This is a genomic window from Variovorax soli NBRC 106424, assembly GCF_001591385.1.
Lineage (GTDB): Bacteria > Pseudomonadota > Gammaproteobacteria > Burkholderiales > Burkholderiaceae_C > Variovorax > Variovorax soli.
This window is the reverse complement of record NZ_BCUU01000005.1, coordinates 46,541-69,851: the sequence shown is the minus strand read 5'-3', so window position 1 is coordinate 69,851 and position 23,311 is coordinate 46,541. Positions and strand designations below refer to the sequence as shown.

At 67.8% G+C, this 23,311-nt stretch carries 23 protein-coding genes; 3 read left to right on the top strand and 20 right to left on the bottom strand.

Annotation, left to right across the window (positions count from 1 at the left end):
- Nucleotides 1-40: 40 nt before the first annotated feature.
- Nucleotides 41-670, top strand: a complete 630-nt coding sequence (locus tag VSO01S_RS03060) for a tetratricopeptide repeat protein (RefSeq protein WP_068640353.1) — start codon at nucleotides 41-43, stop codon at nucleotides 668-670.
- A 14-nt stretch (nucleotides 671-684) separates the two neighbouring features.
- On the opposite strand, the gene VSO01S_RS03055 is transcribed toward VSO01S_RS03060, so the two are convergent.
- From VSO01S_RS03055 to VSO01S_RS03025, 8 genes are all read right to left on the bottom strand, one after another.
- Nucleotides 685-2,040: an ATP-binding protein gene (locus VSO01S_RS03055; RefSeq protein WP_068640321.1), complete on the bottom strand. Its 1,356-nt coding sequence runs from the start codon at nucleotides 2,038-2,040 to the stop codon at nucleotides 685-687.
- Nucleotides 2,037-2,711, bottom strand: coding sequence for a response regulator (locus VSO01S_RS03050; RefSeq protein WP_068640320.1), 675 nt, complete (start codon nucleotides 2,709-2,711; stop codon nucleotides 2,037-2,039). Before VSO01S_RS03050 ends, VSO01S_RS03055 begins: the two co-directional genes overlap by 4 nt.
- A 60-nt stretch (nucleotides 2,712-2,771) precedes the next feature.
- The gene (locus VSO01S_RS27000; protein WP_153305114.1) at nucleotides 2,772-3,017 is read right to left on the bottom strand and encodes a hypothetical protein; all 246 of its coding nucleotides are present in this window, start codon (nucleotides 3,015-3,017) and stop codon (nucleotides 2,772-2,774) included.
- Nucleotides 3,018-3,043: 26 nt separating this feature from the next.
- A complete protein-coding gene (locus tag VSO01S_RS03045) occupies nucleotides 3,044-5,740 on the bottom strand; it encodes a bifunctional acetate--CoA ligase family protein/GNAT family N-acetyltransferase (protein WP_068640319.1) in 2,697 nt (898 codons plus the stop codon).
- A gap of 12 nt (nucleotides 5,741-5,752) precedes the next feature.
- Nucleotides 5,753-6,127 carry a TraR/DksA family transcriptional regulator gene (locus VSO01S_RS03040; RefSeq protein ID WP_068640318.1) on the bottom strand — a complete coding sequence of 125 codons (375 nt, stop codon included), beginning with the start codon at nucleotides 6,125-6,127 and terminating at the stop codon, nucleotides 5,753-5,755.
- A 51-nt stretch (nucleotides 6,128-6,178) separates the two neighbouring features.
- Nucleotides 6,179-6,709 carry a flavodoxin gene (locus VSO01S_RS03035; RefSeq protein ID WP_068640317.1) on the bottom strand — a complete coding sequence of 177 codons (531 nt, stop codon included), beginning with the start codon at nucleotides 6,707-6,709 and terminating at the stop codon, nucleotides 6,179-6,181.
- A gap of 67 nt (nucleotides 6,710-6,776) precedes the next feature.
- Nucleotides 6,777-7,259, bottom strand: a complete 483-nt coding sequence (locus tag VSO01S_RS03030) for a universal stress protein (protein ID WP_068640316.1) — start codon at nucleotides 7,257-7,259, stop codon at nucleotides 6,777-6,779.
- 29 nt (nucleotides 7,260-7,288) lie between these two features.
- Entirely contained in the window at nucleotides 7,289-7,714 is a 426-nt protein-coding gene (locus VSO01S_RS03025) for an Hsp20/alpha crystallin family protein (RefSeq protein WP_068640315.1), read from the bottom strand.
- Nucleotides 7,715-7,986: 272 nt separating this feature from the next.
- On the opposite strand from VSO01S_RS03025, the gene VSO01S_RS03020 reads away from it, so the two are divergent.
- Nucleotides 7,987-8,835 carry a universal stress protein gene (locus tag VSO01S_RS03020; RefSeq protein ID WP_068640352.1) on the top strand — a complete coding sequence of 283 codons (849 nt, stop codon included), beginning with the start codon at nucleotides 7,987-7,989 and terminating at the stop codon, nucleotides 8,833-8,835.
- A 330-nt stretch (nucleotides 8,836-9,165) separates the two neighbouring features.
- On the opposite strand, the gene VSO01S_RS03015 is transcribed toward VSO01S_RS03020, so the two are convergent.
- Both VSO01S_RS03015 and VSO01S_RS03010 read right to left on the bottom strand, forming a co-directional pair.
- Nucleotides 9,166-10,050, bottom strand: a complete 885-nt coding sequence (locus VSO01S_RS03015; RefSeq protein WP_068640314.1) for a tripartite tricarboxylate transporter substrate binding protein — start codon at nucleotides 10,048-10,050, stop codon at nucleotides 9,166-9,168.
- A 141-nt stretch (nucleotides 10,051-10,191) separates the two neighbouring features.
- Complete coding sequence (locus tag VSO01S_RS03010; protein ID WP_068640313.1) at nucleotides 10,192-10,980, bottom strand: alpha/beta fold hydrolase; 789 nt, start codon at nucleotides 10,978-10,980, stop codon at nucleotides 10,192-10,194.
- 104 nt (nucleotides 10,981-11,084) lie between these two features.
- On the opposite strand from VSO01S_RS03010, the gene VSO01S_RS03005 reads away from it, so the two are divergent.
- Nucleotides 11,085-12,170 (top strand): GlxA family transcriptional regulator, encoded by a 1,086-nt coding sequence (locus VSO01S_RS03005; protein WP_084241645.1) that lies wholly within the window; start codon nucleotides 11,085-11,087, stop codon nucleotides 12,168-12,170.
- Here the strand turns inward: VSO01S_RS03005 and VSO01S_RS03000 are convergent.
- The 10 genes from VSO01S_RS03000 to VSO01S_RS02955 all read right to left on the bottom strand — a co-directional run bounded on the left by VSO01S_RS03000 (nucleotide 12,164) and on the right by VSO01S_RS02955 (nucleotide 23,261).
- Entirely contained in the window at nucleotides 12,164-13,018 is an 855-nt protein-coding gene (locus tag VSO01S_RS03000; RefSeq protein ID WP_068640311.1) for an alpha/beta hydrolase, read from the bottom strand. The two genes, VSO01S_RS03005 and VSO01S_RS03000, sit on opposite strands and share 7 nt — an antisense overlap.
- A gap of 32 nt (nucleotides 13,019-13,050) precedes the next feature.
- Complete coding sequence (locus VSO01S_RS02995; protein ID WP_068640310.1) at nucleotides 13,051-13,797, bottom strand: maleate cis-trans isomerase family protein; 747 nt, start codon at nucleotides 13,795-13,797, stop codon at nucleotides 13,051-13,053.
- Nucleotides 13,798-13,820: 23 nt separating this feature from the next.
- Complete coding sequence (locus tag VSO01S_RS02990) at nucleotides 13,821-14,822, bottom strand: Bug family tripartite tricarboxylate transporter substrate binding protein (RefSeq protein ID WP_068640309.1); 1,002 nt, start codon at nucleotides 14,820-14,822, stop codon at nucleotides 13,821-13,823.
- Between the two features lie 32 nt (nucleotides 14,823-14,854).
- The gene (locus tag VSO01S_RS02985; protein ID WP_068640308.1) at nucleotides 14,855-15,991 is read right to left on the bottom strand and encodes an FAD-dependent monooxygenase; all 1,137 of its coding nucleotides are present in this window, start codon (nucleotides 15,989-15,991) and stop codon (nucleotides 14,855-14,857) included.
- Nucleotides 15,988-16,485: an acyl-CoA thioesterase gene (locus VSO01S_RS02980; protein ID WP_068640307.1), complete on the bottom strand. Its 498-nt coding sequence runs from the start codon at nucleotides 16,483-16,485 to the stop codon at nucleotides 15,988-15,990. Before VSO01S_RS02980 ends, VSO01S_RS02985 begins: the two co-directional genes overlap by 4 nt.
- Nucleotides 16,482-18,149 (bottom strand): AMP-binding protein, encoded by a 1,668-nt coding sequence (locus VSO01S_RS02975; RefSeq protein WP_068640306.1) that lies wholly within the window; start codon nucleotides 18,147-18,149, stop codon nucleotides 16,482-16,484. Before VSO01S_RS02975 ends, VSO01S_RS02980 begins: the two co-directional genes overlap by 4 nt.
- A gap of 23 nt (nucleotides 18,150-18,172) precedes the next feature.
- Nucleotides 18,173-19,066, bottom strand: coding sequence for a VOC family protein (locus tag VSO01S_RS02970; protein WP_068640305.1), 894 nt, complete (start codon nucleotides 19,064-19,066; stop codon nucleotides 18,173-18,175).
- An 86-nt stretch (nucleotides 19,067-19,152) separates the two neighbouring features.
- Nucleotides 19,153-20,436, bottom strand: coding sequence for an alpha/beta fold hydrolase (locus VSO01S_RS02965; RefSeq protein WP_068640304.1), 1,284 nt, complete (start codon nucleotides 20,434-20,436; stop codon nucleotides 19,153-19,155).
- Between the two features lie 124 nt (nucleotides 20,437-20,560).
- Complete coding sequence (locus VSO01S_RS02960) at nucleotides 20,561-21,310, bottom strand: TetR/AcrR family transcriptional regulator (protein WP_068640351.1); 750 nt, start codon at nucleotides 21,308-21,310, stop codon at nucleotides 20,561-20,563.
- A gap of 787 nt (nucleotides 21,311-22,097) precedes the next feature.
- A complete protein-coding gene (locus tag VSO01S_RS02955; RefSeq protein ID WP_068640303.1) occupies nucleotides 22,098-23,261 on the bottom strand; it encodes a citrate synthase family protein in 1,164 nt (387 codons plus the stop codon).
- Between the last annotated feature and the right edge of the window lie 50 nt (nucleotides 23,262-23,311).

The following is a 23,311-nucleotide window of genomic DNA, read 5'->3' as shown; positions in this document are numbered from 1 at the left end:
CCCGCCGAAGGAGTCCGCGCGCCGCCAGTGGCTGGCCGGCATGCTCGCACTGGCGGCAGGTACCGTGCTTCTTGTGCCGGCGGGCAGCCTTGCCGCACCCGTTGACGACGCGGTCAAGGACATCCAGCACGAATGGGAGGTCATCCGCTATCAGGCGCCGGCGGCCGAACGCGAGAAGCGATTCGAGGCGCTCGCAGCCAAGGCCCGCAAGGCGAGCGAAGCCTATCCGGGCCGGGCCGAACCCCTGGTGTGGGAAGGAATCGTCGTGAGCTCCGTGGCCGGCGAGAAGGGCGGGCTTGGCGCCCTGGGACTGGTCAAGCAAGCGAAGGCGCTGTACGAGTCGGCGATCGCCATCGACGGCAGCGTGCTCGACGGCTCCGCGTACAACAGCCTGGGCGTGCTGTACTACAAGGTGCCCGGCTGGCCGATCGGCTTCGGCGACAAGGCCAAGGCGAAGGAGCTGCTGCAGAAGGCGTTGTCGATCAATCCCAGGGGAGTCGACCCGAATTTCTTCTACGCCGAGTACCTTGTGGAGACCAACCAGGCGGACCAGGCCTCGGCCTATCTGGAAAAAGCACTGAATGCCCCGCCGCGCGCAGGACGTCAGGTCGCCGATGCGGGCCGCAAGGACGAGGCACGGGCGCTGCTCGACAAGATCAAGGGCCGTTGAGACGCGCGTCCGAATCAGCGGTGGGCCGCGTCGAACTGCAGCACGGCGCGCACACCCGTGCCGTCCTTGCGCGAACCGACCACCAGTTCCAGGCCGTGCAACTGGGCGATGCGGCGCACGATCGAGACGCCCAGGCCGCTGCCGACTTCGGCCTGGCCGTCCGGCCTGTGGAAGCGCTCCCCCAGGCGCAGAAGCTGCTCCTCGGACAGCGGCGCTCCCCCGTTCTCGACCTCCAGATGCTCGCGCCCGATGCGCAGCACGACCGCGCTTGCCTGCGGCGCATATCGAACCGCGTTGTCCAGCAGGTTGCGAAGCAGCACGGTCAGCAGGTACTGGTCGCCGAGCAAAGGCATCGGATGAACGCCCGGCGGCGGCCATTCGCAGGAGAGCTCGATGCTTCTGCGCTCGGCCAGGGAAAGGCAATCGCTCATGGCCTGCTCCACGATGGCGTGCCAGTCGATCTCGGTCTTCATGGCGGGCGTGTTGCCCGACTCCGCACGGGACAGCGACAGCATCTGCGTGACCAGCCGGCCCATCCGGTCGAGCCCCTTGCTCAGCTGCTCTTCTGCCTGCAGGCGCTCCTTGGCGCTGGCAGCATGGCGGACCACGTCCCACTGCGCTCCGAGCACCGCCAGCGGCGTGCGCAGCTCATGCGCGGCGTCGGCCGTGAACCGGCGCTCGCGCACGAGCAATTCCTCGATCCGAGCAAACAGCCCGTTCATGGCGGCCAGCAAGGGCTTGAGTTCCGCGGGTGCACGCTCGCCAGCCACGGGCCGCAAGTCCTGCGCGTCGCGCCGGGCCAGCTCGGCCGTGAGATGGCGCATGGGCGCGAGCGCCCGGCGCACTGCCCAGGTCATGACCAGGAGAAGCACGGGCAGCACCAGCAACCATGGCACGACCTGCGCGAGCGTGAGGCCGTAGACCAGCTCGTCGCGCTCGTATGCGGCTTGACCTGCGGCAACGACCCAGCCCTTCTCGGGCGATCTGACGTAGTACACGCGCCATGGATCTCCATCCACCAGAACCTCGACGAATCCGGTGGCATCGGGCCTGTAGGGCAGGGCGATGCCTTCGTTGTCGGACAACGACACGCGTCCCTCGCTGTTCCAGACGGCGACTGCCAGGTCCCGCACATCGGATTGGCCGGCGTTGGGTGCGCCTTCCGCGGGTGGCGGCGGCAACGTCACCGTCTGGTGCGACTGCGCGTTCTCGAGCGTGGCTTCGATCTGGCGCGCCAGACGAATCAACTCGGTGTCGAACATCTCGTTGACCTCCAGCCGTGCCTGCCGGATGGAGAAGACCAGCGCGACCCCCCACACGAGCGGGGCGCAGACCAGCAGGTAGAGCAACAGCCTGCGTTGCAGGCTCATGGCGTGGCCTCGCCCGTGCCCAGCGCGTAGCCCACGCCCCGCACGGTCCTGATGATGCCGGGGTCGATCTTGCGGCGCAGGTGGTGGATATGGACCTCCAAGGCGTTGCCCTCGGGCTCGGAGCCGCTCCAGTCGTACAGCTTCTCGAGCAGGTAGGACTTGGACAGCACGCGCTGCGACTGCATCAGGAACACCTCGAGCAGCGCAAGTTCGCGCCCCGTCAGATCGACGCTTTCCCCGCGCCAGCGCACGAGCTTGCTGGCCGGATCGTATTCCAGCGCGCCATGCTGCCAAAGCGCCTCGGCATGGCCCGCGGCCCGTCGCACCAGGGCCCGCAGGCGGGCGGCAAGTTCGTCGATCGCGATGGGCTTGACCAGGTAGTCGTCGGCACCGGCGTCCAGCCCGGCAATGCGCTGGTCCACACCGTCGCGCGCGGTCAACACGAGCAGGGGCGTCTTCAGTCCGCCTTCGCGCCAGCGCTGCAGCCAGGTCATGCCGTCCCCGCCCGGAAGCCCCAGGTCGAGCACGATGGCATCGAACGGCGCACTCGACAGCGCCCCGTCGGCCAGCGCGCCGTTCTGGAACCAATCCACGGCATGCCCGCGCTGGCGCAGGCCTTGGGCGATCGCATCGCCCAGCAGGTTGTCATCCTCGACGATCATCAGTCGCATTGGCGGGCAGGGTCCGTGTGAACGAGGTTGCTGCGATCTTCCTGCGGATGGGCTGCTGCGTCACCGGTTTTCGCGACCGATGGACCTCAGCAGCTGCCGCAATGCCGAACCGTCGAACTGCAGTCCGTTGCCGCCGGCAGCCTGGTAGATGTCGCACTGGAGGGCCAGCGCGGCGAGCACCACGGTGACGATGACCGCGCCGGCAAACATGCGTGCAGCGCGCTGGCGAAACTCGGACTTGGGTCGTCCGCGGAACCTGACTGGCAATGAAGGGCGCAAATTGGCCTCCCGGCGAAATCCGGCCATCGTCGCGCGCAGAGATTTGTTTTTGCTTAAGAGACGACTGAAGGAGCGGGTGCGCCGGCGCTCTCGCGCAGATGCAGCACCACGCGCCGGGCGTCGGGCGCCGTCGCGGCGTCCGCTTCTTCGACAAAGCCGAGGTCTCGCGCCAGCGCCAGCATGGCAAGGTTTTCCCGCAGCACGATACCGGACAGCCGTTCGATGCCACGGTGGCGGGCATGGCGGATCAGTTCAACCAGGAGCAGGCGTCCAAGCCCGTGGCGCTTGAGGTCGGAGCGGACCATCAAGGCGAACTCCGCCTCCACCAGGTCGGGGTCGCTGACGGTGCGCCCGACCGCCAGCGTTTCGTCCTGGCCGCGTGCGTCCTTCGCCTCGATGATGAAGGCCATCTCGCGGTCGTAGTCGATCTGCGTCAGGCGGGCCAGCTCGGTGTGCGCCGGCGCATGGCGGGCGCAGAAGAAGCGCATGCGCATGTCCTCGGGCGGCGCGCTCTCCAGAAAGCGCGCGTGCTGCGGCTCGTCTTCCGGGCGGATGGGGCGCAAGGTCACCTGCCGGCCTTGCCATTCGAGCGTGCGCACCCAGTCGGCCGGGTAGGGCAGGATGGCGAACCGTTCGATGCCGCAGGGTGAATCCGGGGCCAGGCGGATCCGTGCATCCAGGGCCAGGGCGCCATGCTCGTCGACCAGCAGCGGGTTGATGTCCAGCTCGGCCAGCATGGGCAGCTGCGCCAGCATGCTGGAAACAGCCACCAGCACATCCTGCAGCGCCTGCTGTTTCGCGGCGGGCCTGTCGCGCCAGGCACCCAGCAGCCGCGGCAGGCCGGTGCGCCCGATCAGCTCGCTCGCCAGGCCGCGGTTCAACGGCGGCAGGGCGATGGCGCAATCGTCCATCACCTCGACCGCGGTGCCGCCTTGCCCGCACAGGATCACCGGCCCGAACACCGGGTCGATGCCGGCCCCCACGATGACGTCGCGGGCCTTCGGGCGCTGCGCCATGGCCTGCACCGTGAAGCCTTCGATGGTCACGTCGGGCCGGGCGAGGGCGACGCTGGCGCGCATGATCTCCACCGCGCGCTCAAGAGCCGGCGGGTCCGCAATGCCGAGGCACACCCCGCCCACGTCGGACTTGTGGATGAGTTGGGCGGACGCAGCCTTCAGCGCCACCGGGTAGCCCAGCCGGGCCGCGGCTTCCAGCACCGAGCGCGTATCCGGCGCCACGGTCTCGCCCTCGATGACCGGCACGCCGTAGGCCGCCAGCACGGCGAAGGCCTGCGCCTGGCTGAGCCATCCCCGGCCTTCCTTCAAGGCAGTGGAAATCACGGACATGGCCTGCGCCTTGCCTGGCCCGGCGTTCGCGCTGGATTCCGGCGTCTGCATCAGCGCTTCCTGGTTGCGCCTGTAGGTCTGCAATGCCGCAAAGGCATGTACCGCTTCCTCGGGCGTGGCGTAGTCGGCAATGCCGGCCTGCGCGGTCAGCTCGCGCGCCCTCGCCACGGCGGCATCGCCCAGCCAGCAGGTCATGACGCGCCCCCGTGCTTCTTCGAGCAAGGGCAGCACCCCCTTGGCGACTTCCTCGCTGCGCACGATAGCCGTCGGCGCGTGCAGGAAGAGCACGGTGGCCTTCGGTGCGGCGGCGAGCAGGCATCGGACGGCGTCGACATAACGGCTGGCGGGCGCATCGCCGACGATGTCCACCGGGTTGGTGCCGGACCATCCGGGCGGCAGGCATGCATCGAGCCGGGCGCCGAGCGTCGGGCCGAGCTCGGCCAGGTTCACGCCCAGGCGCGCAGCCGCGTCGGCCGCCAGCACACCGGCGCCGCCGCCGTTGGTGACCACCATCAGGTCTTCCGTGGGCGTGAAGCGCAGGTGCGCCAGGGCCTGGGCGGCGCCGAACAGCGCCTGCAGCGTCTCCACGCGCAGCATGCCTGCACGGCGGATGGCGGCGTCGTAGACGCGGTCGGACGTGGCGAGCGCGCCGGTGTGCGAGGCCGCGGCCCGCTGCCCCGGGCTGGACCGCCCGCCCTTGACCACGATCACCGGCTTGTTGCGCGCGGCCGCACGTGCGGCCGACATGAACTTGCGTGGCGCCTTGATCGATTCGATGTACAGCAGGATGGCGCGCGTCTGCGGATCGCCGGCCAGGTAGTCCAGCATGTCGCCGAAATCCACATCGGCCTGCTCGCCCAGGGACACCACGCTCGAAAAGCCGATGCCGCGGCCCCGGGCCCAATCGAGCACCGCGGTGACCAGCGCGCCCGATTGCGAGACGAACGCCAGCTTGCCCGGCTGGGCGCCGCAGTGGGAAAAGCTGGCGTTGAGTTCGGCATAGGGGTTGATCAGGCCGATGCCGTTGGGGCCCAGCACCCGAAGCAGGTGAGGGCGGGCGGCCTCCAGCATGGCCTGGCGCTGCTGCGCGTTCAGGCCGGCGGTGTAGACCACCACCGCGCGGGTGCCCATTTCGCCGAGCTGCTTGACCAGGGGCGCAAGGGTGCGCGGCGGCGTGCACAGCAGGGCCAGTTCCGGCACCCCGGGCAGCTGCTGGGCATTCTGGTAGACCGCCACGCCATCGAGTTGCGAGTGCTTGGGGTTCACCGGCCAGAGCGGACCCGCGAAGCGCCCCTGCCGGAGGTTGTGCCAGACCGTGGCACCGACGCTGCACGGCCGGTTCGAAGCACCGAACACGGCCACCGAGGCCGGCGACATCAACTGGGCCAGGTTGCGCAGGCTCATGCTGATCCGTGCCTAGCGCGACCGGGCTTCCAGCTCGGCCTGGCACGCCGCGCAGCGGATGGCGGTGGGCTGGGCGAGCAGGCGTGCGGCGGGAATCTCCATCCCGCAGGTGGCACAGATGCCGTAGCGCCCCTCGCTCAGCCGCAGCTGGGCCCGTTCGATGTCTTGCAGCCGCCGGCGGTCGATCTCGATCTCGGCCTGGTGCACGCCGTCTTCGCGCTCGGCCTCGGCTTCGTCGGCACGCGTGTGCACTTCCTGACCCGCGTTGAGGGCGGGCTGGGCGAAGGTACCGGGTGTGCTGTTGCTCAGTTCGTCGAGCACCTGTCGGCGCATCGTGTCGAGCTGCCGAGCCAGTGCGTTGCGTTGTTCGCGCGTGAGATGCTTCATGGACGTCCTCTGTCGCTGGTGTGTGTGTGCGATGGCTCATGCAGGGCCGGCTCACGCGGGGCGGGGCGAGAGGGCGGCAAAGCTTTCGGGATGCTTGGAGTCCTCCAGCTCGCGCAGGGCGTCGCCGAACCTTCTGGACCCGATGCCGGCATGGCCGCTCTCGACGTCCTGCATGGTGAAGGCGGCATGCAGCGCGCTCGGCCGGCCGATGATGCGCTCGACCTCGCGCACGGCGTTGGCTGCGCCGGCGCCGCCCATCACGGAGATCACCGCAACGTCGGGCAGATGCTCGCGCCGGGTGTGGACGAAGCTTCGCATCGGCCCGGCCAGGCTGAAGGCCCAGATCGGCGAGACGAGCACCACGGCATCGAAGTCGCGCGGAAACGGCCCTTCGTAGCGAATGGCCGGGCGAAGCCGCAAGACGGAATCCAGCACGCAGCGCCAATAGCCGGCCTGGCCCTTGCGCGGCTTCTCCAGGCGGATCTCGCCAAGCTGCCAGCCCGGCTGCTGGCTGCACATGAGCTTGGCCAGGCGGGTGCACGTGCCCGTCCATGAAAAGCTGACCACCAGGATCCTGCTCATCTGATTTCTCCTGCAGCGAACGAGCCCATGGTGCGCGCAGCCGGCCTGCGATAGCCCGCGTCCGGCTTCACGTGCCTGCTCCCTTGCCTTCATCCGGCTTGTCCTGGCCGCGCACCAGCAGCACCGGGACGTGGCTGGCGGCGACCACCATGTCGGCGTCGCTGCCCAGTGCCACGCGGGTGAGGCCGCGTCGCCCATGGGTTCCCATCACGATGAGGTCGCAGCCCGATTCCCTGGCTTCCGCCAGGACCTCGGTGGCGATGCGCTTGCCGGTCGCCTCGCGCAGGGTCACGTCGGCATGCACGTCGGCTGCGCTGGCCAGCTGCCTGGCCTGCTCGAGGATGGCCTGCCCGCTCTCGCGCAGCACGTGCATGGCCTTGTCGAAGCTCACGACGCTGGACATTTCCACCAGCATCGGAAAGTCGTCGATCACGTGGATCAGCCGCAGGCGGGCCGGCACCTTTTGCGATGCGGCCAGCCGGATGGCTTCCTGCACGCCGAGCTTGCCGGTGTGGCTGCCGTCCACTGGTACCAGAATCTTGCTGTACATGGCGTTTGCGGCCGGTCGGTTCCGGCCGTTCACTGAATGGTGAGCTGCTTGCTGCCGCCCGCGCCATGGCGCTTGGGCAGGGTCAGCCGAAGCACGCCGTCTTCCATCCTGGCGATCGAGGCCTTGTCGTCCACCTCGCTGGCCAGCGTGAAGCCCCGCGACATGCTGCCGCGATAGGTCTCCTTGATGATCGACCGGCCTTCCTTCTTCTCCTCGTCCTTCTTCACCTCGGCCGAGATCGAGACGTAGTTGCCGTCGACGGAAACATGCACGTCGTCCTTCCTGGCGCCGGGCAGGTCGGCGGTCACGATGAATTCCTTGTCGTTCTCGGTGACGTCGATCCGGATGTCCGCCGGAAGCTCGACGTCTTCGAAGAACGGCATGGGCCGGGCCCAGCGCCGGAAGAGTTCGGGAAACATGGATTCGATGCGGTCCAGTCGTGTCAGCGAGTTCATGGTGCGTCCTTCCAGGGTTGATCGGTTCGCTGGCCCTTGGACAACGCGCCACTGCGAATCCGGCCAGGCAGGCTCAATGTAGGAACGAGCGGCCGCGCAGTCTTTGCGCTGCGTCAAACCAAAGCCGATTGCGCGCTGCAGGCGAGGGAGGGTAGCGAGGCTTTTCTTGATGCACGTCAAATGTGCCGGGCAACGGGGGGCGGACGATGGCCGCAGTTCGCCGCGGGACCCGCATCGCGGATTGCAGAAAGACTCGCCCAATGGAGCAGACCATGAGCTACAGGACCATCCTCGTCCATCTGGATTCTTCCGCCCGCGGCAACGACCGCGTTGCATTCGCCGTCCGGTGGGCCAAGGCGCACCAGGCGCACCTGGTCGGGCTCGTTTCCTCCGGGCTGTATGACGGGCTCGTCATTCCGGCCGAAGCCTTCAGCAGCGGGCCCTCGGACTTCATGGCGCGCTCGGCGCAGTTCCTGGCCGAGCGCACCGAGCGCATCAGCCGCAGCTTTCGCGAGCAGGTGGGCGAGCAGGTCCAGCACGAGGTGAGGGTGGTCGACATGGTCGTCATCGACGCGCTGGTCAGGCATGGGCGCTGCAGCGACCTGGTGATCGTCGGCCAGCACGATCCTTCCGACCCCGAAAGCCTTCCGGTGCTGGGCGCCCTGCCGCAGCGCGTGCTGATGGAGACGGGGTGTCCCGTTCTCATGCACCCCTACGCGGGCCGCTTCGACCGGATGCCCCGGCGGGTGGTGGTCGCGTGGGATGGCTCCCGGGAGGCTTCGATGGCGGTGCGCGCGGCGCTGCCGGCGCTGGCGCGGGCAGCGCACGTCACCGTCGTCAGCTATGGCAAGCCCGGCGCAGCGCAGGAAGACGAGAGCGCGGACCTGCAGGTCCCGCTGCTGCTGCAGCACCTGAGCCGCCACGGCGTGGCAGCGAGCGCCGAGCGCGACACGGTCGACTTCGAGATCGGCGATGCCTTGCTGTCGCGCCTGGCCGACCTGGATACCGACCTGCTGGTGATGGGCGGGTACGGCCACTCGCGCTTTCGCGAACTGATGCTCGGCGGAGCAACGCGCCGTGTGCTCGAGTCGATGACGGTGCCGGTCTTCATGGCGCACTGAGGGCAGGCCGCGTGTAACGCCTGGCCACCAGGACCTGGCTGTGGATATGAAACGCCGCCATCTGCCACCGTAAGAGTGGGGGACTGGTCATGCAAGAACGTCGGCTATCTGGATAGGTCGAACTCCGGGTTCGGGCCCGTTGCGGAAGTACGCACGGCCCGATCGGAAGGGCCGCTTTCTGCGGCCGAAGCAGCCAACGATCGAACTCAAGCAGTTCGGCCCCTGCGTGCCCTATGCGGACGTACAGATTACGTCACAACCCGTTGACGGCGCAGGGGCGACGGGTGATGGAGCCCGAGGAACGCCAAGCCGCAGAGTCCGAACCGGCCGCTACTGCACAACGACCCCGAGTTCCTTGATCAGCTTCGGCACGACTGAGAATTCCTCGCGGTATTCGCTGAGAAATTCGCTCGGCGAATTGCCCACCGCATCGAAGCCGATGTTCTGTAGGTACTGGCCAAAGGCCGGGTCGCGCACCGACTGTTGAACGGCCGCCGAGAGCTTCTGCAGCACCTCGTCCGGCAGCGCCGCGGGCCCGGCCAGGCCCACCCAGACCTTGTTGTGGAAGACGAAGGACTTGTAGCCCGCCTCGGCGAAGGTCTGGACCTGCGGCAGCAGCGGCGAGCGCTGGTCGCCGATGACGGCAATCGCCTTGACCTTGCCATCCGCGATGAGCGGCGCCGCGATGTTGGTCGAGGTGAAGGACAGCGCCAGCGTGCCGCCCATCAGGTCGGTCAGCGCAGGCGGCGAGCCCTTGTAGGGCACCTCGGTGAACTTGATCGACGCCTGCTTGCCCATCGTCTCCATGATCAGCTGGGGATAAGAGCCCGGCCCGTACGAGCCGTAAGTGAGGGGCTCGGCCGATGCTTTGGCGTCGCGCACCAGCTCCGTCAGCGTGTTGGCCTTCACCGCCTTGGACGCGATGAGCACTGGCCCAGAGGCCGCGATCTTGCTGATGAGCTTGAAGTCGCGCTCGGGCTTGTAGGGGATCTTCATGGTCGCCACGGCGGAGATGAGCGGATCACCCACGCTCAGCAGCAGGGTGTAGCCGTCCGGCTTGGCGCGGGCCACTTCTCCCGCGCCGATGGTGCCGGCGCCGCCGGGCTTGTTGTCGATCACGACTGGTGCGCCGATGCGCGCCGAAGCCAGCTCGCCCAGCTTGCGCCCGACGGCGTCGATGGGCGAGCCCGCGGGCGAAGGGATAACCCATTTCACGGGCCTGGATGGGTATGCCGTTTGCGCCACGGCGGCGGCGCCTCCAAGGGCGAGCGCGGCGGCCAGGGCGAGGCTGGAGGTTCTTCTTGTGGCAGTCATTTTCAATTCCTTTAATCGATGAATTTAAAATTGAATCAACGCTCAATCGATCGTCTTTTTCAGGAATTCGGCAAGAACTCGATTGAATTCATCGGCCGATTCGAAATAAGGTGAATGCCCGGAATTTTCGAAGGTGTATTTGCTCGCGCCTGGAATGAGCGCCGCAACCAGATGGTGGCTGTCGGGGGTCAGGAAATCGTCGTGGCTGCCGCCAGTCATCAGGGTCGGAATCTTGTAGTTATTGAATTCTTCCGGGTGAATCTTCACATCGTCGGACTGCATGGTGCGCGCCGTGAAGCCGGCCGGATTGAGCGCCTTGATGCAGCTATACAGGTGCAGCATCTCGGGGTGGGCTTCGACGTTCTGGCGGTTCCAGCCCACGCTCTTGCTGCGTAAATCCTTCCCGGCGGCGTCGAAGACTTCGCCGGCGTTGGTGAGGATCTGCCAGGTCTGCGGGGAATAGGCGGGGGTGGGCGAGCCGCTGATGAACAGCGACTCGACCCGCTCGGGGTGCTTCACGGCCAGCGGCAGGCCGGCCCAGGCGCCCAGCGACTGGCACACCAGGTTGACCTTGTCGATGCCTTCGTGGTCGAGCAGGGCGAGCACGTCGGCCGGGTAATGGCGGGTGTGGTTGAGTTCCACCGGGCAGGGCGAATTCTTGAAGCCGCGCAGGTCCATCACGATGACCTTGTATTTCTTCGCGAAAAACGGCACCTGCTGATACCAGCAGATCGTGTTGCCACCGCCACCGTGAATGAAAAGAAGAGGCTTTCCCTGGCCGTAGGTTTCGTAGTAGATGCGGGTGCCGTCGAATGAGGTGACGTAAGACATTCGGGTCTCCTGAATAGGTTGGAATAAATAAGAAAGATCGATCGGTGCGCGCACTGAAATTCTTGATCCTTCCTCGGAAAACCAGCGTGCTATAACCGGACATCGTGGGTGCCGTTTCAGACAACTACCCCCTCCATGTCGACCTGCTGCGGCCTGCCGGCGCGCTCGACGGGGTGATCCACGCCGCAGTCGATGTATTTCGCACGGCCAACAGCTTCGAGCGCAGCCGAAGCGGGCGCGCATCCCGGCATGTGGTGACCTGGCGCTGCCTTGATAGACAGCCGCCCGCCACGGCCCAAGCGTCGATCCCCGCCGGTTTCATGCCGCCAGGCGCGCCCGAGGGCGCACGCGAGCGAGCGCTCCTTGTCCCGCCGCTGGAAATGGTCTCCGTGCCTCAACTGCGCGCGAGCATTGAAGCCGACGAGGCCGCGCTGCGCCAGATTCGCGCCGCCGTGATGGAAAACCGCTTGGTGTGCGCAGTGGGAGCCGGCGTATGGATGGTGGCCGCGGCCGGCGCGCTCGGTGGGCGCCGGGTGCCTGTGCACTGGGCCTATCAAGCGGGCTTCGGGCGGGCCTATCCGGACGCCGTGATCTCCAACGAGCCGATCGTCCTTGCCACCGAGCGCATCCTGCTGGCGAGCACGCCTTCGCTAGCCTACGAATGCGTGTTGGAATTAATGGCGCGCGCCGGCCTCGAGGGCCTGGCGGGTGCATCGCGGGACCGGCTGGTCTTCGACGCGAGCAGGCAGTTCATCGCATCGACCCTGCCCATCGAGAAGGTTGGCGGCCTCACGCGCGACAGCCCGCTCTACCGCGCGGTCCAGTGGATGACGACCTATGCGCAGACCGCCATCACCGTGGCGGACGCCGCGCGGCACGCCGCGGTGAGCGAGAGAACCCTGGGCCGGCTGTTCAAGAGCCAGTTGGGCACTGCGCCCCATGAATTCCTCACGGACGTGCGCATGAGGAAGAGCCAGATGTGGCTTGAAGTGACGCTGCGGTCAGTGGAGGACATCGCCAACGATTGCGGCTACGTCGATGTCACCGCGTTCCGGCGGGCCTTCAAGCGCAAGTTCGGCCTGACGCCCGCCGACTATCGCCGGCAATACACGCAACGGGCGCCGCGCGCCCGCTGGCGCCTGGAGCAGATGGAGAACGAACCGCAGTCCCAGGCCCGGCCGCATCAGTAGCCCAGGCACTCCTCGGCGAACGCGAGTTGGCGCAGGCAGTAGCTGCGGGCCCGCTTGTGCAGTTCGATGCAGTGCCCAGCTTGTGGCAGCAGTTCGACACGGACGGACGCGGCGTGCGTGAACAGGGCGGCAGCGCAGGCCCGTGCATCCGCATCGGTCATCCAAATGTTGTCGTTCTCCGGAAAGGTGATGCTCACTGGGGCCGTCACGCCGCGGGCCACCGAGGGGAAGGCATCTGCCCAGCGGACCACGTCCATGAGTTCGGGCATGGGCATGGGCCGGAGCAACTGCGCATCGAGCGCCAGCCGACTCTCGGCATAGGTTCCGGGCGGCCCGAACATCACATGCGCGTGGGCCTGTGGCGGCACGTCGATCGCAGCCTGGTCGCCGACAAACGAGCTCCACAACTCCTGCATGCCGGGGCGCCACTGCAACCCGATGCCGCTGACCTCCACGCCGCGCAGCGCCTGCTTCGCCTCGGCCGCCACGCGCAGGGCCAGCATGCCGCCGATCGAGTGGCCCATGAGCACCACGCCGGTCTCCGGATCGATGTCGCCCGCGGCCCGATCCAGGGCCGCGGCCAGGAGCTGGACTTGTCCGTCGAAGGACAACCAGCGCGAATCGAGGGCGCGTCCCAAGCCGTAGCCGGGCCGGTCCAGGGCCAGGACGCACAGGTCCAGCGCCGCGCCCAGCGACAGCAGCGAGTCCGGCCCCATGTCGTAGTAACCGGCGTCGTAGGTGCCGCCGTGAAGCGCCACCACCAGCCCGCGTGGGCGCGACTTTGGGCCGGAAAGGCGCCCGGACAGGCGACCTGCCGGGGTGTCGACAAAGCAGTCCTCGGTCTTCATCGCTTGTCCTTTGGCTTGAAGAAGGCTTCGCGTCAGGCGAGCAGCGCGCCGGCGCCGGGCACCACCGGCGCCAGCTTCAGATGCTCCAGCATGCGGCGCACGGTGCACACCGCGGTGGACACGGTGGGGATGCCGGTCATGTCCTGGATGCGCTGCACGGCGGGCAGCGAGGGCATCTGTACGCAGGCGGAGGCGACGATCACGTCCGCGCCCTTGGTATTGAGGCGCTTCACGTCGTCCAGAAGTTGCAGCGGGTCGCGGCGCCCGACTTCGAGGTTGTCCGGAATCTCGAAGCAGATGGAGTCGATCACCTCGATGCCTTCGTTCTCGATGTACTGCACCACCAGGTCCGTCAGGGGCCGCATGTAGGGCGCCATGATCGACACGCGCCTGGCGCCCAGGGTCTTCAGCCCCTCCACCAGCGCGCCGGCCGAGGTCATGACCGGGGCGAGGCAATGGTTCGCCCGCGCCACCTCGGTGAGTTCCTGCTCGGTCTGGCGGTGGTAGCCCAGGCCCATGGCCATGATGGCTACCAGGCAGGCCGTGCTCATCACGTCGACCCGCGCGTCGGCCAGCTCGGCGGCGCAGCGCAGGCCTTCCTTGTTCATCGCGGCCAGCTCCTCCTTGGTCACTTTGTGCATGCGCATGCGGCTGGAGTGGAAGGTGAAGTGCTCCTCGGGCCGCAGCGCCTCGCGCGCGCGCAGCATGGCGGGAATCTCGGTCTCCATCGTGGTGTTGGAACTTGGCACGATCTGGCCGATGCGGAATGTTCTGGGCATGGAGAAGTCCTTTTTCTGGAGGGTCAGTCGAGCGAGATGCGTGCGCGTTGCACCACCTGGGCAAAGCGCTGCGTGTCGGTGGCCTGCGCGCGCGCCAGTTCGGCGGGCCCGACGTTCCACGCCTGGAAGCCGAAGACCGCCAGGCGCTCGCGCAAGCTCGGCTGCTCCAGGCTCTTGCCAATGCCCGCGCGGATGCGCTCGATGGCGGCCTTGGGCGTGTTCTTGGGCGCGTACACCCCCACCCAGGTGCCCACCTCGACGCCCGATGGCCCGCCAGACTCGGCCAGGGTCGGCACACTCTCGTAGCCGGGCAGCCGCTTGGCGCCCGCGTAGGCCAGCAGCCTGACCTTGCCACCCTTGAACAACGGGGCCACGGTCGCCGCGGAGCCGAAGGCCCAGTCCACCTCGCCGGTGGACACCGCGGCGTAGAGCTGCGGCAGTTCCTTGAAGGGCACATGCATCATCTGGATGCCCGAGGCCGCCTCCAGCTGCGCCGTACCCACCTGGGCGACGCTGCCCACGCCCCAGCTGCCGTAGCTCACGCCGCCGGGCTTGGCCTTGGCGGCCGCGATGAGGTCGGCGGCGGACTTCCAGGGCGAGTTGGCGCCGACCACGATGAAGAAGCCGGTGTTGTACAGGCCCGCCACCGGTTCGAAATCGCGCACGGGGTCGAAGGGCAGCTTCTTGTAGAGATGCGGCTGCAGCGCCATGTAGGTGCTGTCCAACACCAGCAGCGTGTGGCCGTCCGGCTTGGCCCGGTTGACTTCGCCGATGGCCAGCCAGCCGTTGGCTCCGGGCTTGTTGTCGATCACCACGGGCTGGTTCCAGTCGGAAGTGAGCAGCTCGCTGACATTGCGCATCACGGAGTCGGGGCCGCTGCCCGCGGAGTAAGGCAGCACCGCCTTGACGAGCTGGCTCGGGTAGCTGCCTGGCTGCGCATGCAGCGCGGTAGTGGCGAGTGTGCAGGCGGCGAAGGTGCACAGCACCGCCGCGCGCCGCGTCAGCGCGCGAGAGAGCGAGGACATGGAGGTCTCCTGGAGGGTGGAACGTGCCGCGCTCAGGCGGCGGGTTGGAGCGCTTCGTAGGCGCGGGCGAAAAGCGGGTCGCGCTGCTTGAGGTCGTCGTGGCTGACCTTGCCCGTGCGGCGCATGTAGTCGTAGGCGAAGCTCACCGGGTCCAGGTGCATCTTGTCGCCCACGTTCTCGTACCAGTCCAGGCTGAGGCTGGCCGACTGCTGGAAGCTGCTGGACGAGTCGCGCCGCGCGGCCTCGAAGGCGGCGAGGGCGGCCGGCAGGTCGCCGGGGTTGGCGGCTACGCCCTTGTGCAGCGCGATCGCATCCTGCATGGCCATGCGCGTGCCCGAGCCGAGCGAGAAGTGCACCGTGCGCAGCGCGTCGCCCAGCAGCACGATATTGCCGTGGCTCCAGACTTCGTTGCTGACAATGTTGGCCTCGAACCAGAGCGAGCGGTTGGTGAGCAGCTCGTTGCTGCCCAACTCGGGGCGGAACACCTCGGCGCACAAGCGCCGGCTCTCGTCCTCGCTGGCTGTGTCCAGGCCGGCGCGCTGCCAGGTGTCGGGGTCCACCTCGACCAGGAAGGTCGACAGCTGCGGGCTGTACTGGTAGCTGTGCGCGATGAACACGCCGTGCTCGGTCTCGCGGAAGATCAGCGAGACGGGATGGAAGCGCTGGTGCGTGCCGTACCAGGCGAACTTGTTGCGGCGCTTGGTGAAGCGCGGACGGAAGTGCTCGGCCAGCTGCGTGCGCACCGCGCTGTTGCCGCCGTCGGCGGCCACCAGCAGGTCGCAGTCGGCGGCGAGTTCGCGAGCATTCTCGATGCGCTTGCCGTACTCGATGCGAATGCCTTCACGTTCGCACGCGTGCTGCAGCACGCGCAGCATGTCGATGCGCGAGGTGCGCGAGAAGTGGTTGCCGTGCACCTGCACATGGGTGCCGCGGTGCACCACCTCCATGTAGTCGCAGCGCTCGTGGTGGGCGATGAATTCCTCGTAGAAGGCCGCATCGGCTTCCTTGAGGAAGGACAGGCCGATGTCGGAGAAGACCACGCCCCAGCCGTAGGTGGCGCCTTCGGCGTTCTGCTCGAAGACGCGGATCCGGTGCGACGGATCGTGCTTCTTGGCCAGCAGCGCGAAATACAGGCCGGCCGGGCCGGCGCCGACGATGTCGATCTTCATGATGCGTCTTCCTGTGAGGTGGCGAGGGTGAGGGGGCCGCCGCCGTCACGCTGGTAGTCCAGCAGGGCCTGGCGGAATGCCGGCGGGATGTCGATGGAGCGGCGCTCGGGACGCGCCACGCACACCGGCGTCAGGCGCGCGTTGAACACCGCCTCGCCTTGCGGCGTGGTGGCGATCACGTCGAGCACGTAGGTGCGCTGGCGCACGTCGACCACACGCACGGTCATGTCGAACTCGTCATCAGGGCGCAGGGAGCGGATGAACTCGAACGAGAGCGCCTTGCTGGGCGTGCCGAAACCCTGCTCGCTCTTGGCGCGCTGCGGCGTGGTGCCCAGCAGGGCGCCGTAGAACAGCTCGGCCGCTGAGATCACGTAATCGGCGAAAGTGGCTGTGTAGACCACGCCGGCCGGGTCGCATTCGCCCCACTTCACGCGGCGGCGCACCACCAGCGGCCGTTCGCTGAGCAGGTACTCGATGGGCACGAGCGCGCTCATGACTTGCGCTCCTGCGCCAGGAGTTCGGCAATGCGCCGCTTCATGGACGGCTTGTCCACCTTGCCGACGCGGGTGAGTGGAAATTCGTCGACCACCTCCACGCGCTCCGGGCACTTGTACTTGGCCAGGCCGCGCGCGGTCAGGAACTGCCCGAGCGCCTTCACGTCCGGCGCCGCCATGCCGGGGCGCGCGATGATGAAGATGCAGCCCTTCTCGCCATAGAACGGATCGGGCATGGCCACCAGCTTGGCATCCGCCACGGCGGGGTGCTGGCTGACATGGCCTTCCACCTCTTCGCAGCCGATCTTCTCGCCGCCGCGGTTGATGTTGTCGCGCAACCGTCCCTCGAAGGCGTAGTGCAGCACGCCGTCGATGCGGTGCGCGCTCACCATGTCGCCGGTGCGGTAGAAGCCGTCCGATGTGAAGGACTGGGCATTGGCCTCGGCATTGGCGAAGTAGCCGGTCAGGCTGGAGGGGCCGCGAAAGCACAGCTCGCCGGGCTGGCCGTCCGGCGCGAGCTGTTCCGACGCGGGGTCGAGCAGGCGGATCTCGTCGTCCGGGCAGCCGGAGCAGCCCTGGGTCATGTGGCGCGCCTGCGCGGGCGAGTCCGCCGGCGAGCCGAGCAGCAGGCCTTCGGTGATGCCGTACAGGTTGGAGCAGGGCACGCCCAGGTGTGCCTCCAGCGTGTCGGCGCGGCTCATGGTGGAGAACAGCTTGAGCGACGACAGGTCGTGGCGCGCGATGTCCGCATAGGCGAGCAGTTGCGGCGCGATGGGGCCGATGGACAACGCATGCGTGACGCGGTGCTCGCCGATCAGGTCGAGCATGCGCGCAATGTCCACCCGCGACATCAGCACCACCGTCACGCCCGCCAGCACCGACGGGATCAGCGCATAGAGCTGGCCGGCGTTGTGCAGCAGCGGCAGCGACCAGATCACGCGGCTTTCGCCATCGATGCGCCAGCGCCGCATCCAACCGGCCGAGTGGCCCAGGTATTCGGCGTGGAAGCGCGGGATGATCTTGGGCACCCCGGTGGTGCCGCCCGAGAGCTGGAAGCTCAGCACGTCCGCCAGCCCCAGCTGGACATCGGCCAGGCGCTTGCGGGCTTGCTCCAGCGGCATCGCGTCGATGAGCTGCTGCAGCCCGGCAGCGCCGGCGCGCTCGCCGCGCACGACGATGAGATGCGTGAGCGAGGCGTGGCGCGCCATCATCGATTCGGCGAAGGCCGGCAGGTCGAAGCTGGCGCTGAAGTCGGCCTGCACGAAGTAGCCGCGCGCGCCCGATTGCTCGGTGAGTTGCCCGATCTCGATCTCGCGGTGCTGCGGCAGCGAGCACACCGGCACGATACCGGCCTTGAAGCAGGCCAGCAGCGCGACCGTGGTTTCCACGGTGGTGCCCAGCTGGAAGATGGCCCGGTCGCCCGGCGCCAGTCCCAGTTCGAGCAGCGCTGCGCCCAGGCGTTCGGTCGCCTCGTCGAGTTGCGCGAAGTCGAGGCTGCGGTCGTCGCCGATGAAAGCCGGGCGCTGCGGGTGGCGCCGGGCGGTATCGCGCAGGGCGTTGCCGACGGTGTTGGCCAACCAGCTGCCGCTGGCCAGCGCCGCTTCCGCGCGCTCGGCGCTCGGGTAGACGACGCCGGGAATGTTGTGGTGGACGAGAGTCGCCATCGTTGTTTCCTTCAGCGCCTGCGTCAAGCCTGCGCCGGTGCCTGTGCCGGCGCAATACGCAACACATCGCGGTCGAAGCGCTCGATGCGCCCGTGCACGCCGCCGGTCAGCATGCCGTACCACAGCGCGGGCTTGAAGCCCAGCGCCTTGCGCCCGAACTCGAGCGGACCGTCGGCCTCGATCAGGTCGTAGTCCTTGCCGGTGCGCACCCGGCATTCCGGATGCTGGCGCGCTGCGCTCACCAGCGGCGCGAATTCCTCCACGCGGGGAACCGACAGCCACACCGGCGCGCTGGACGCCAGGTCGTGCTCGGCCACCTTCTCGGCTTTGCCGTTCCAGATGGCGTCCACGGTGTCCAGAAGGCGGCCGGCGCCGTGCGCTTGATCTTCCAGCGCCATGGCCGCTTCCAGCGTGAGCTGCGCGTCGGTGGCGTCCAGCGCCGTGAGCGGGCGCAGCTTGTGCGTGAACTCGACGAAGTAGCCGTTGGGATCGCGCACGTAGATCGATTCGATCACCTCGTGGCGCGTCTCCACCGACACCTCCAGCCCTTGCGATTCGAGGCGCTGCTTCCAGGCGCGCAGTTCGTCGGGGCCCTTGACCAGCCAGGCGGTGTGCGTGGCGTCGGCCACATGGTCGTCCGGCAGCGGGCGGCTGGCGGCGCGCTCGCGCATGCCGGCCGGTTCGTTGGTGCCCAGGTAGTAGAAGAAGGCGATGGTGCTGCCGTTGCCGCTGTCGAAGAAGAAGTGCAGGAAGTCCGGGTGCGTGGCCGGGCCCCAGCCGCGCGCGGAGATCACGTGCACCAGCGGCAGGCCGAGCTTGTCGCGGTAGAACTCGACGGTCTCGCGCAGCCGCCAGGTGGGGCGCGCCGTGTGGTCGACGCCGCGCAGGGCCAGGGAAGGAAGGTCTCGTGCAGACATGGGTGGTCCTCCATGAGGAAACAGGATGGCGTTGGGCGGGCGCCTGCGGCGCCCAGCGGATGGATCAGGCCCGGGTCAGGGCGAAGTCACTGTGGAAACTGGTTGCGCAGCCATTGCGCGAGCAGGCGTCCGGCCTCCAGCCGGCCGGGCTCTTCGCTCGCGCCAAGTGCGCGGCCGTGGTGGTCGCCGCGCACGCGCAGGTGCTGCTTGGCGCGCGAGCCGATGGCGTCGACGATGCGCTGCACATCCGAAGGGAAGCAGGCCTGGTCGCCGGTGTACTCCACCACCAGCACCGGCTGGGTGATGGAGGCCGCCGTCCTGGCCAGCGAGGCGTTCGACGAGTGCGCCGACCAGGTGGACAGCCAGCTCTCGGGCGTGCACTGCCGCGCGAAGCCGACCGCGCCGTAGTTGGAGGCGTAGGGGTCGGCGCCCCAGAGCGAGCCGAACCTGCGGTCCGATGCGTCCAGCGTCAGGTCGAAGCAGCGCAGGTCGGCGTCGGTGCGCCAGACGTTGAAGATGGGCGTGTGGCCGGCCAGGCGGCGGTCCTCGGGGCTGGGCTTGCCGCCGTCTACCGCGGCCTCCTTCACGCGCTGGCGGGCCGCCTGGCGACGCGCGATCAGGGTGCGGGCGTGCTCGTCGATACGGGCCACGCGTGCGCGCTGCGCGGCGCGGTAGCGCTCGATGAATTCGGCGCTGTAGCGCGTCTGGCCCTTGCCCGCGTAGCCGTTGGCCGGCGACAGCGGATCGAGCGAAGCATCGACCGACAGCGGGTCGTTCTCGTCCAGCACGCTCGGGTCGATGCAGTTGAGCAGCAGTGCGCCCTGGCCGGGGTGCGGGCCCACCAGCACGAAGCCGTCGGCCAGCGGCATGTCCAGGTCGGCCAACTGCGTGGGGCGCCCGCCCGGCGTGCGGGCGATGCGCTGCCCGCCGGGCAGCGCGGACTGCTGCGCGTACAGCGCGTACAGCCCGGCGCCGCCGGAGTTGCCCAGCAGCACGATGCGCTTGAAGCCCGCCGCGCTCAGGTATTGCAGGCCGGTCGCCACGTCATGCAGCGCGAACTCGTGTTCCAGCCGCAGGTCGTTGCCCACCGAGCGAGGCGACTGCGACCAGGCCGCATAGCCTGCGCCCACGATGTCGGGGATCAGGTAGTGGCAGGCCATGAATTCGCGCGGATGCATGACGCACACCACGGTGTCGGTGGGTGTCGCCGGGCGATAGAGCGAGCCGCCCGTTGCCGCCTGGTCGGCGGTGCGCAGCACCACGTTGGCGGTGGTCGTGCCGCTCGGAATGTCGCGTGGATTCCAGTCCGTGTTCAGGAAGCCCGCGGTGGCCTGCGCGGACAGTGCGGTGGGGGCGGAAGGGTTGCTCATGGGTCGAATCGCGCTGCGGCGCTCCTTGCATTGACGTGAGCCAATGCTAGGTTGATTCGACAGTAACGTCAAATATTTGACGTAGGTGTTAATACTATGGTGCTGCCACGGTCACCGGCTCATGTCATGGGGTGGATGCAAGGCTGTTTTCCAGCAGGTCCAGCGCCTCGCGTGCCCGCGCCAGGGCATAGCCGACGTCGGTGGTGTCTGCCTTGGCCGAGCGTGCCTTGCCGCGCTTTTCCCCGTTTGTCGCGCCGGGCGCCTCCGGGGACCGCAGCATGCGCAGGCCGAAGGTGGCGATCAGCTCGGCCACGGGTTCCATGGGTTCGCCGCGGCGGGTGTCGAACCACCAGGCGCACCAATTGCACATGCCGATGATCGAAAACGCCGCGACGTCCGCGTCCACCGGCGGAAAAACGCCTTCCGCGATGCCGCGCCGGATGACGCTGACGAAACCATCGCGCACCGCGCGCCTGGCTGCCTGTGCGGCGTGGCGTTGCTCTTCGGGCAAGCTGCCTTCGCTGCGTTCGGCAACGCGGAACTGCAGCGGATGCGCCAGCACCAGCCCTGCCTGGCGCAGGATCAACTCGTGCAGCGCCTGGTCCGCCGGCAGCTCCGCGCGCCGCGAGACTTCCGCCGTCAGTTCGCTGGCGCGCTCAGTGACGTCCTTGGTAAGGGCTTCGAGCATCGCCTCCTTGCTGGGGAAGTAGTAGTAGAGCGCAGTGCGCGTCACGCCCACTGCGTCCGCGATGTCATTGATGTTGGTGCCGCCGAAGCCTTTTTCGATGAACAGCAGCGAGGCGGCATCGAGAATGGTCTGGCGCTGTGCCTCGTTCCGGGGAGGGCGACGGGATGGTTGGAGTTTGCCGGGCATGGCCCGATCATGCTCCATTCCGTCCAATGGCCGTGATTGGTTTCAAGACTGCGGGCGCACAGGGCGCCGCGCCGGCCATTCAACTCAAACCGCCTCTTCAATCAGCGCCATCCAATGTCTGACGGCTTATCTCGACCACGCAATGGGCAAAGTGCTCCGCGGCAGGCGTTAGCGGCACGTCGCCGCGAGAGACCAGAATGAAGCCATGTCGCTCGGCTCGAAGCCGCAGTCGGGTAGCGGCGCGATGCCACGTGTCTCGGGTAAAGTCATTCGGGCTAGGGCATGGTGCTGGCGCACGAACTGCCGCGGCCAGCGCGCTGCGGTAGGCGACTGGACGTACCTGCGCGTCGACGGCACGACTACCTGTTCGATCTGTCCTCGGACGAACAGGAGAGCGCAGCTGAGTGGCTATTGGTCGGCAATGGGCACCGAAGGCGTCATGCCTTCAACAAGGTCAGCTTCCGATTTCGTTGGCTGGGGCGGCTCCGCAGCAGCGAAAGCGGCCCTTTCACTTGACGGACCGCAATGACGGCAAGCCGACAGGAAGCCGCAGTTCCGGACTGCTTCGCTACCGTTTTGATTTCGCTGCCGCAATGCCCTTGATGAGCCTTAAGCGCCGAGCGAAGTCTCGCTGCCGACGTGATGCTGCACCAAGGTTACGGCAAGGACTGGTACCAGCGCCATCGAGCATCTGGGCGCCTACAGTTCGCAATCTCCGATCCGGCCAAGAGGCCGGTTCTCATCGCAGGGGCGCTGGCTCGACCGCCTTTCTGAACCTTGCCGTGAACTACGGGCGCGCGGCCTGCGCGACATCGGGCGCCTGCCCCACGTACCGGCCCCGTGGTCGGATGACCTGTGTTACGCCCAGTTGTTCAAGACTATGCGCCAGCAGGCCGACGCTGCGCGCAGTCGCGAAGAGGCCGAATGCCGCGTCGGCCGGAAGCTGGTAGGTCGCCACCAACGCCGCCAGGGCCACGTCGATGTTCGGCTGCAAGCCGGTGAGGTCGGCCACCTTGCGGATGAAGCGCGAGATGACCTTGGGCGGCTCGAACAACGCCAGCAAGGCAGCCGCACGCGGATCTCCGTCGGGGTAGAGGTGGTGACCGAAGCCGGCCAGCGGCATGGCGGTGGAAAGGTAGTGCGACACCACCTGCTCCTCGCCCTGGCGCTCCACCTCGTCGAACAGGGCCTGCACGCGCCCGGATGCATCGCCATGCAGCGGGCCCGAGAGCGTGGTCAATCCAGCCAGCAGGCATGCCGGCAGCGAAGCCCCGGTGGAAGCCGCAATGCGCGCGGCAAACGCCGAACTGGTCAGCTCGTGATCGGCCAGCAGCACCATCGCGGTTCGCAGTAGCTCGGCCACTTCCTGGGGCAAGCCCCAGCCTTGCGCAAAGCGCAGGTGCAGCGCTTCGCGCCCGGCCTGCGCGCCGAAGGATGCGGCCAGCTGGCCGACCAGCGCCTGGCCTTCGGTGTGCAACACGCGCGTGAGGCGCCCGTGCGTGGAGTGCCCGCTGGCTGCGAGTGCGGCAAGCGCGGTGAACGCAGCAACCCGCCCCGGCTTGTGCGAGCGGGCCGGCTTGGGCGACGAAAACTCAACCGGCTGCCCAGCTGCCCACAGCAGCCGCGCCGCGTCTTCCAGGCTATAGGAGCCGGCCAGGGACACAGCGTCCTGGCCGCGGTAGTACAGGTGCCCGCGCAGGAAAGACGACAGGGCGGTGGGAATGCTGGGCTGCGCGCCGAACAGGGTGTTGGTCGCCAAGGTCTCGTGCTTGCGGCCTGCCTGCTTTCGCCTGGCCAGGGCCGCGACGTCTTCGGCTCGGTAGAGGCTGCGGCGCGTATCGCCGGGATCGGTCATGACTTCCAGCTTGCCGCGGCTCACGTACGCGTAGACGGTTTGCGCTTGCACGGCGAGGAGGCGGCACGCCTCCTCCATCGAAATCCAGGAGGCCATGGTCGGTCAAAGTCGTTATTTATATTGATTTTATACGTCAAGATTGCCTA

Excerpts from the sequence above, each read along its gene's own strand:
- VSO01S_RS03060 (WP_068640353.1), top strand. The coding sequence starts at position 41 with ATGCTCGCACTGGCGGCAGGTACCGTGCTTCTTGTGCCGGCGGGCAGC.
- VSO01S_RS03055 (WP_068640321.1), bottom strand. The coding sequence starts at position 2,040 with ATGAGCCTGCAACGCAGGCTGTTGCTCTACCTGCTGGTCTGCGCCCCG.
- VSO01S_RS03050 (WP_068640320.1), bottom strand. The coding sequence starts at position 2,711 with ATGCGACTGATGATCGTCGAGGATGACAACCTGCTGGGCGATGCGATC.
- VSO01S_RS27000 (WP_153305114.1), bottom strand. The coding sequence starts at position 3,017 with ATGGCCGGATTTCGCCGGGAGGCCAATTTGCGCCCTTCATTGCCAGTC.
- VSO01S_RS03045 (WP_068640319.1), bottom strand. The coding sequence starts at position 5,740 with ATGAGCCTGCGCAACCTGGCCCAGTTGATGTCGCCGGCCTCGGTGGCC.
- VSO01S_RS03040 (WP_068640318.1), bottom strand. The coding sequence starts at position 6,127 with ATGAAGCATCTCACGCGCGAACAACGCAACGCACTGGCTCGGCAGCTC.
- VSO01S_RS03035 (WP_068640317.1), bottom strand. The coding sequence starts at position 6,709 with ATGAGCAGGATCCTGGTGGTCAGCTTTTCATGGACGGGCACGTGCACC.
- VSO01S_RS03030 (WP_068640316.1), bottom strand. The coding sequence starts at position 7,259 with ATGTACAGCAAGATTCTGGTACCAGTGGACGGCAGCCACACCGGCAAG.
- VSO01S_RS03025 (WP_068640315.1), bottom strand. The coding sequence starts at position 7,714 with ATGAACTCGCTGACACGACTGGACCGCATCGAATCCATGTTTCCCGAA.
- VSO01S_RS03020 (WP_068640352.1), top strand. The coding sequence starts at position 7,987 with ATGAGCTACAGGACCATCCTCGTCCATCTGGATTCTTCCGCCCGCGGC.
- VSO01S_RS03010 (WP_068640313.1), bottom strand. The coding sequence starts at position 10,980 with ATGTCTTACGTCACCTCATTCGACGGCACCCGCATCTACTACGAAACC.
- VSO01S_RS03000 (WP_068640311.1), bottom strand. The coding sequence starts at position 13,018 with ATGAAGACCGAGGACTGCTTTGTCGACACCCCGGCAGGTCGCCTGTCC.
- VSO01S_RS02995 (WP_068640310.1), bottom strand. The coding sequence starts at position 13,797 with ATGCCCAGAACATTCCGCATCGGCCAGATCGTGCCAAGTTCCAACACC.
- VSO01S_RS02990 (WP_068640309.1), bottom strand. The coding sequence starts at position 14,822 with ATGTCCTCGCTCTCTCGCGCGCTGACGCGGCGCGCGGCGGTGCTGTGC.
- VSO01S_RS02985 (WP_068640308.1), bottom strand. The coding sequence starts at position 15,991 with ATGAAGATCGACATCGTCGGCGCCGGCCCGGCCGGCCTGTATTTCGCG.
- VSO01S_RS02980 (WP_068640307.1), bottom strand. The coding sequence starts at position 16,485 with ATGAGCGCGCTCGTGCCCATCGAGTACCTGCTCAGCGAACGGCCGCTG.
- VSO01S_RS02975 (WP_068640306.1), bottom strand. The coding sequence starts at position 18,149 with ATGGCGACTCTCGTCCACCACAACATTCCCGGCGTCGTCTACCCGAGC.
- VSO01S_RS02970 (WP_068640305.1), bottom strand. The coding sequence starts at position 19,066 with ATGTCTGCACGAGACCTTCCTTCCCTGGCCCTGCGCGGCGTCGACCAC.
- VSO01S_RS02965 (WP_068640304.1), bottom strand. The coding sequence starts at position 20,436 with ATGAGCAACCCTTCCGCCCCCACCGCACTGTCCGCGCAGGCCACCGCG.
- VSO01S_RS02960 (WP_068640351.1), bottom strand. The coding sequence starts at position 21,310 with ATGCCCGGCAAACTCCAACCATCCCGTCGCCCTCCCCGGAACGAGGCA.
- VSO01S_RS02955 (WP_068640303.1), bottom strand. The coding sequence starts at position 23,261 with ATGGCCTCCTGGATTTCGATGGAGGAGGCGTGCCGCCTCCTCGCCGTG.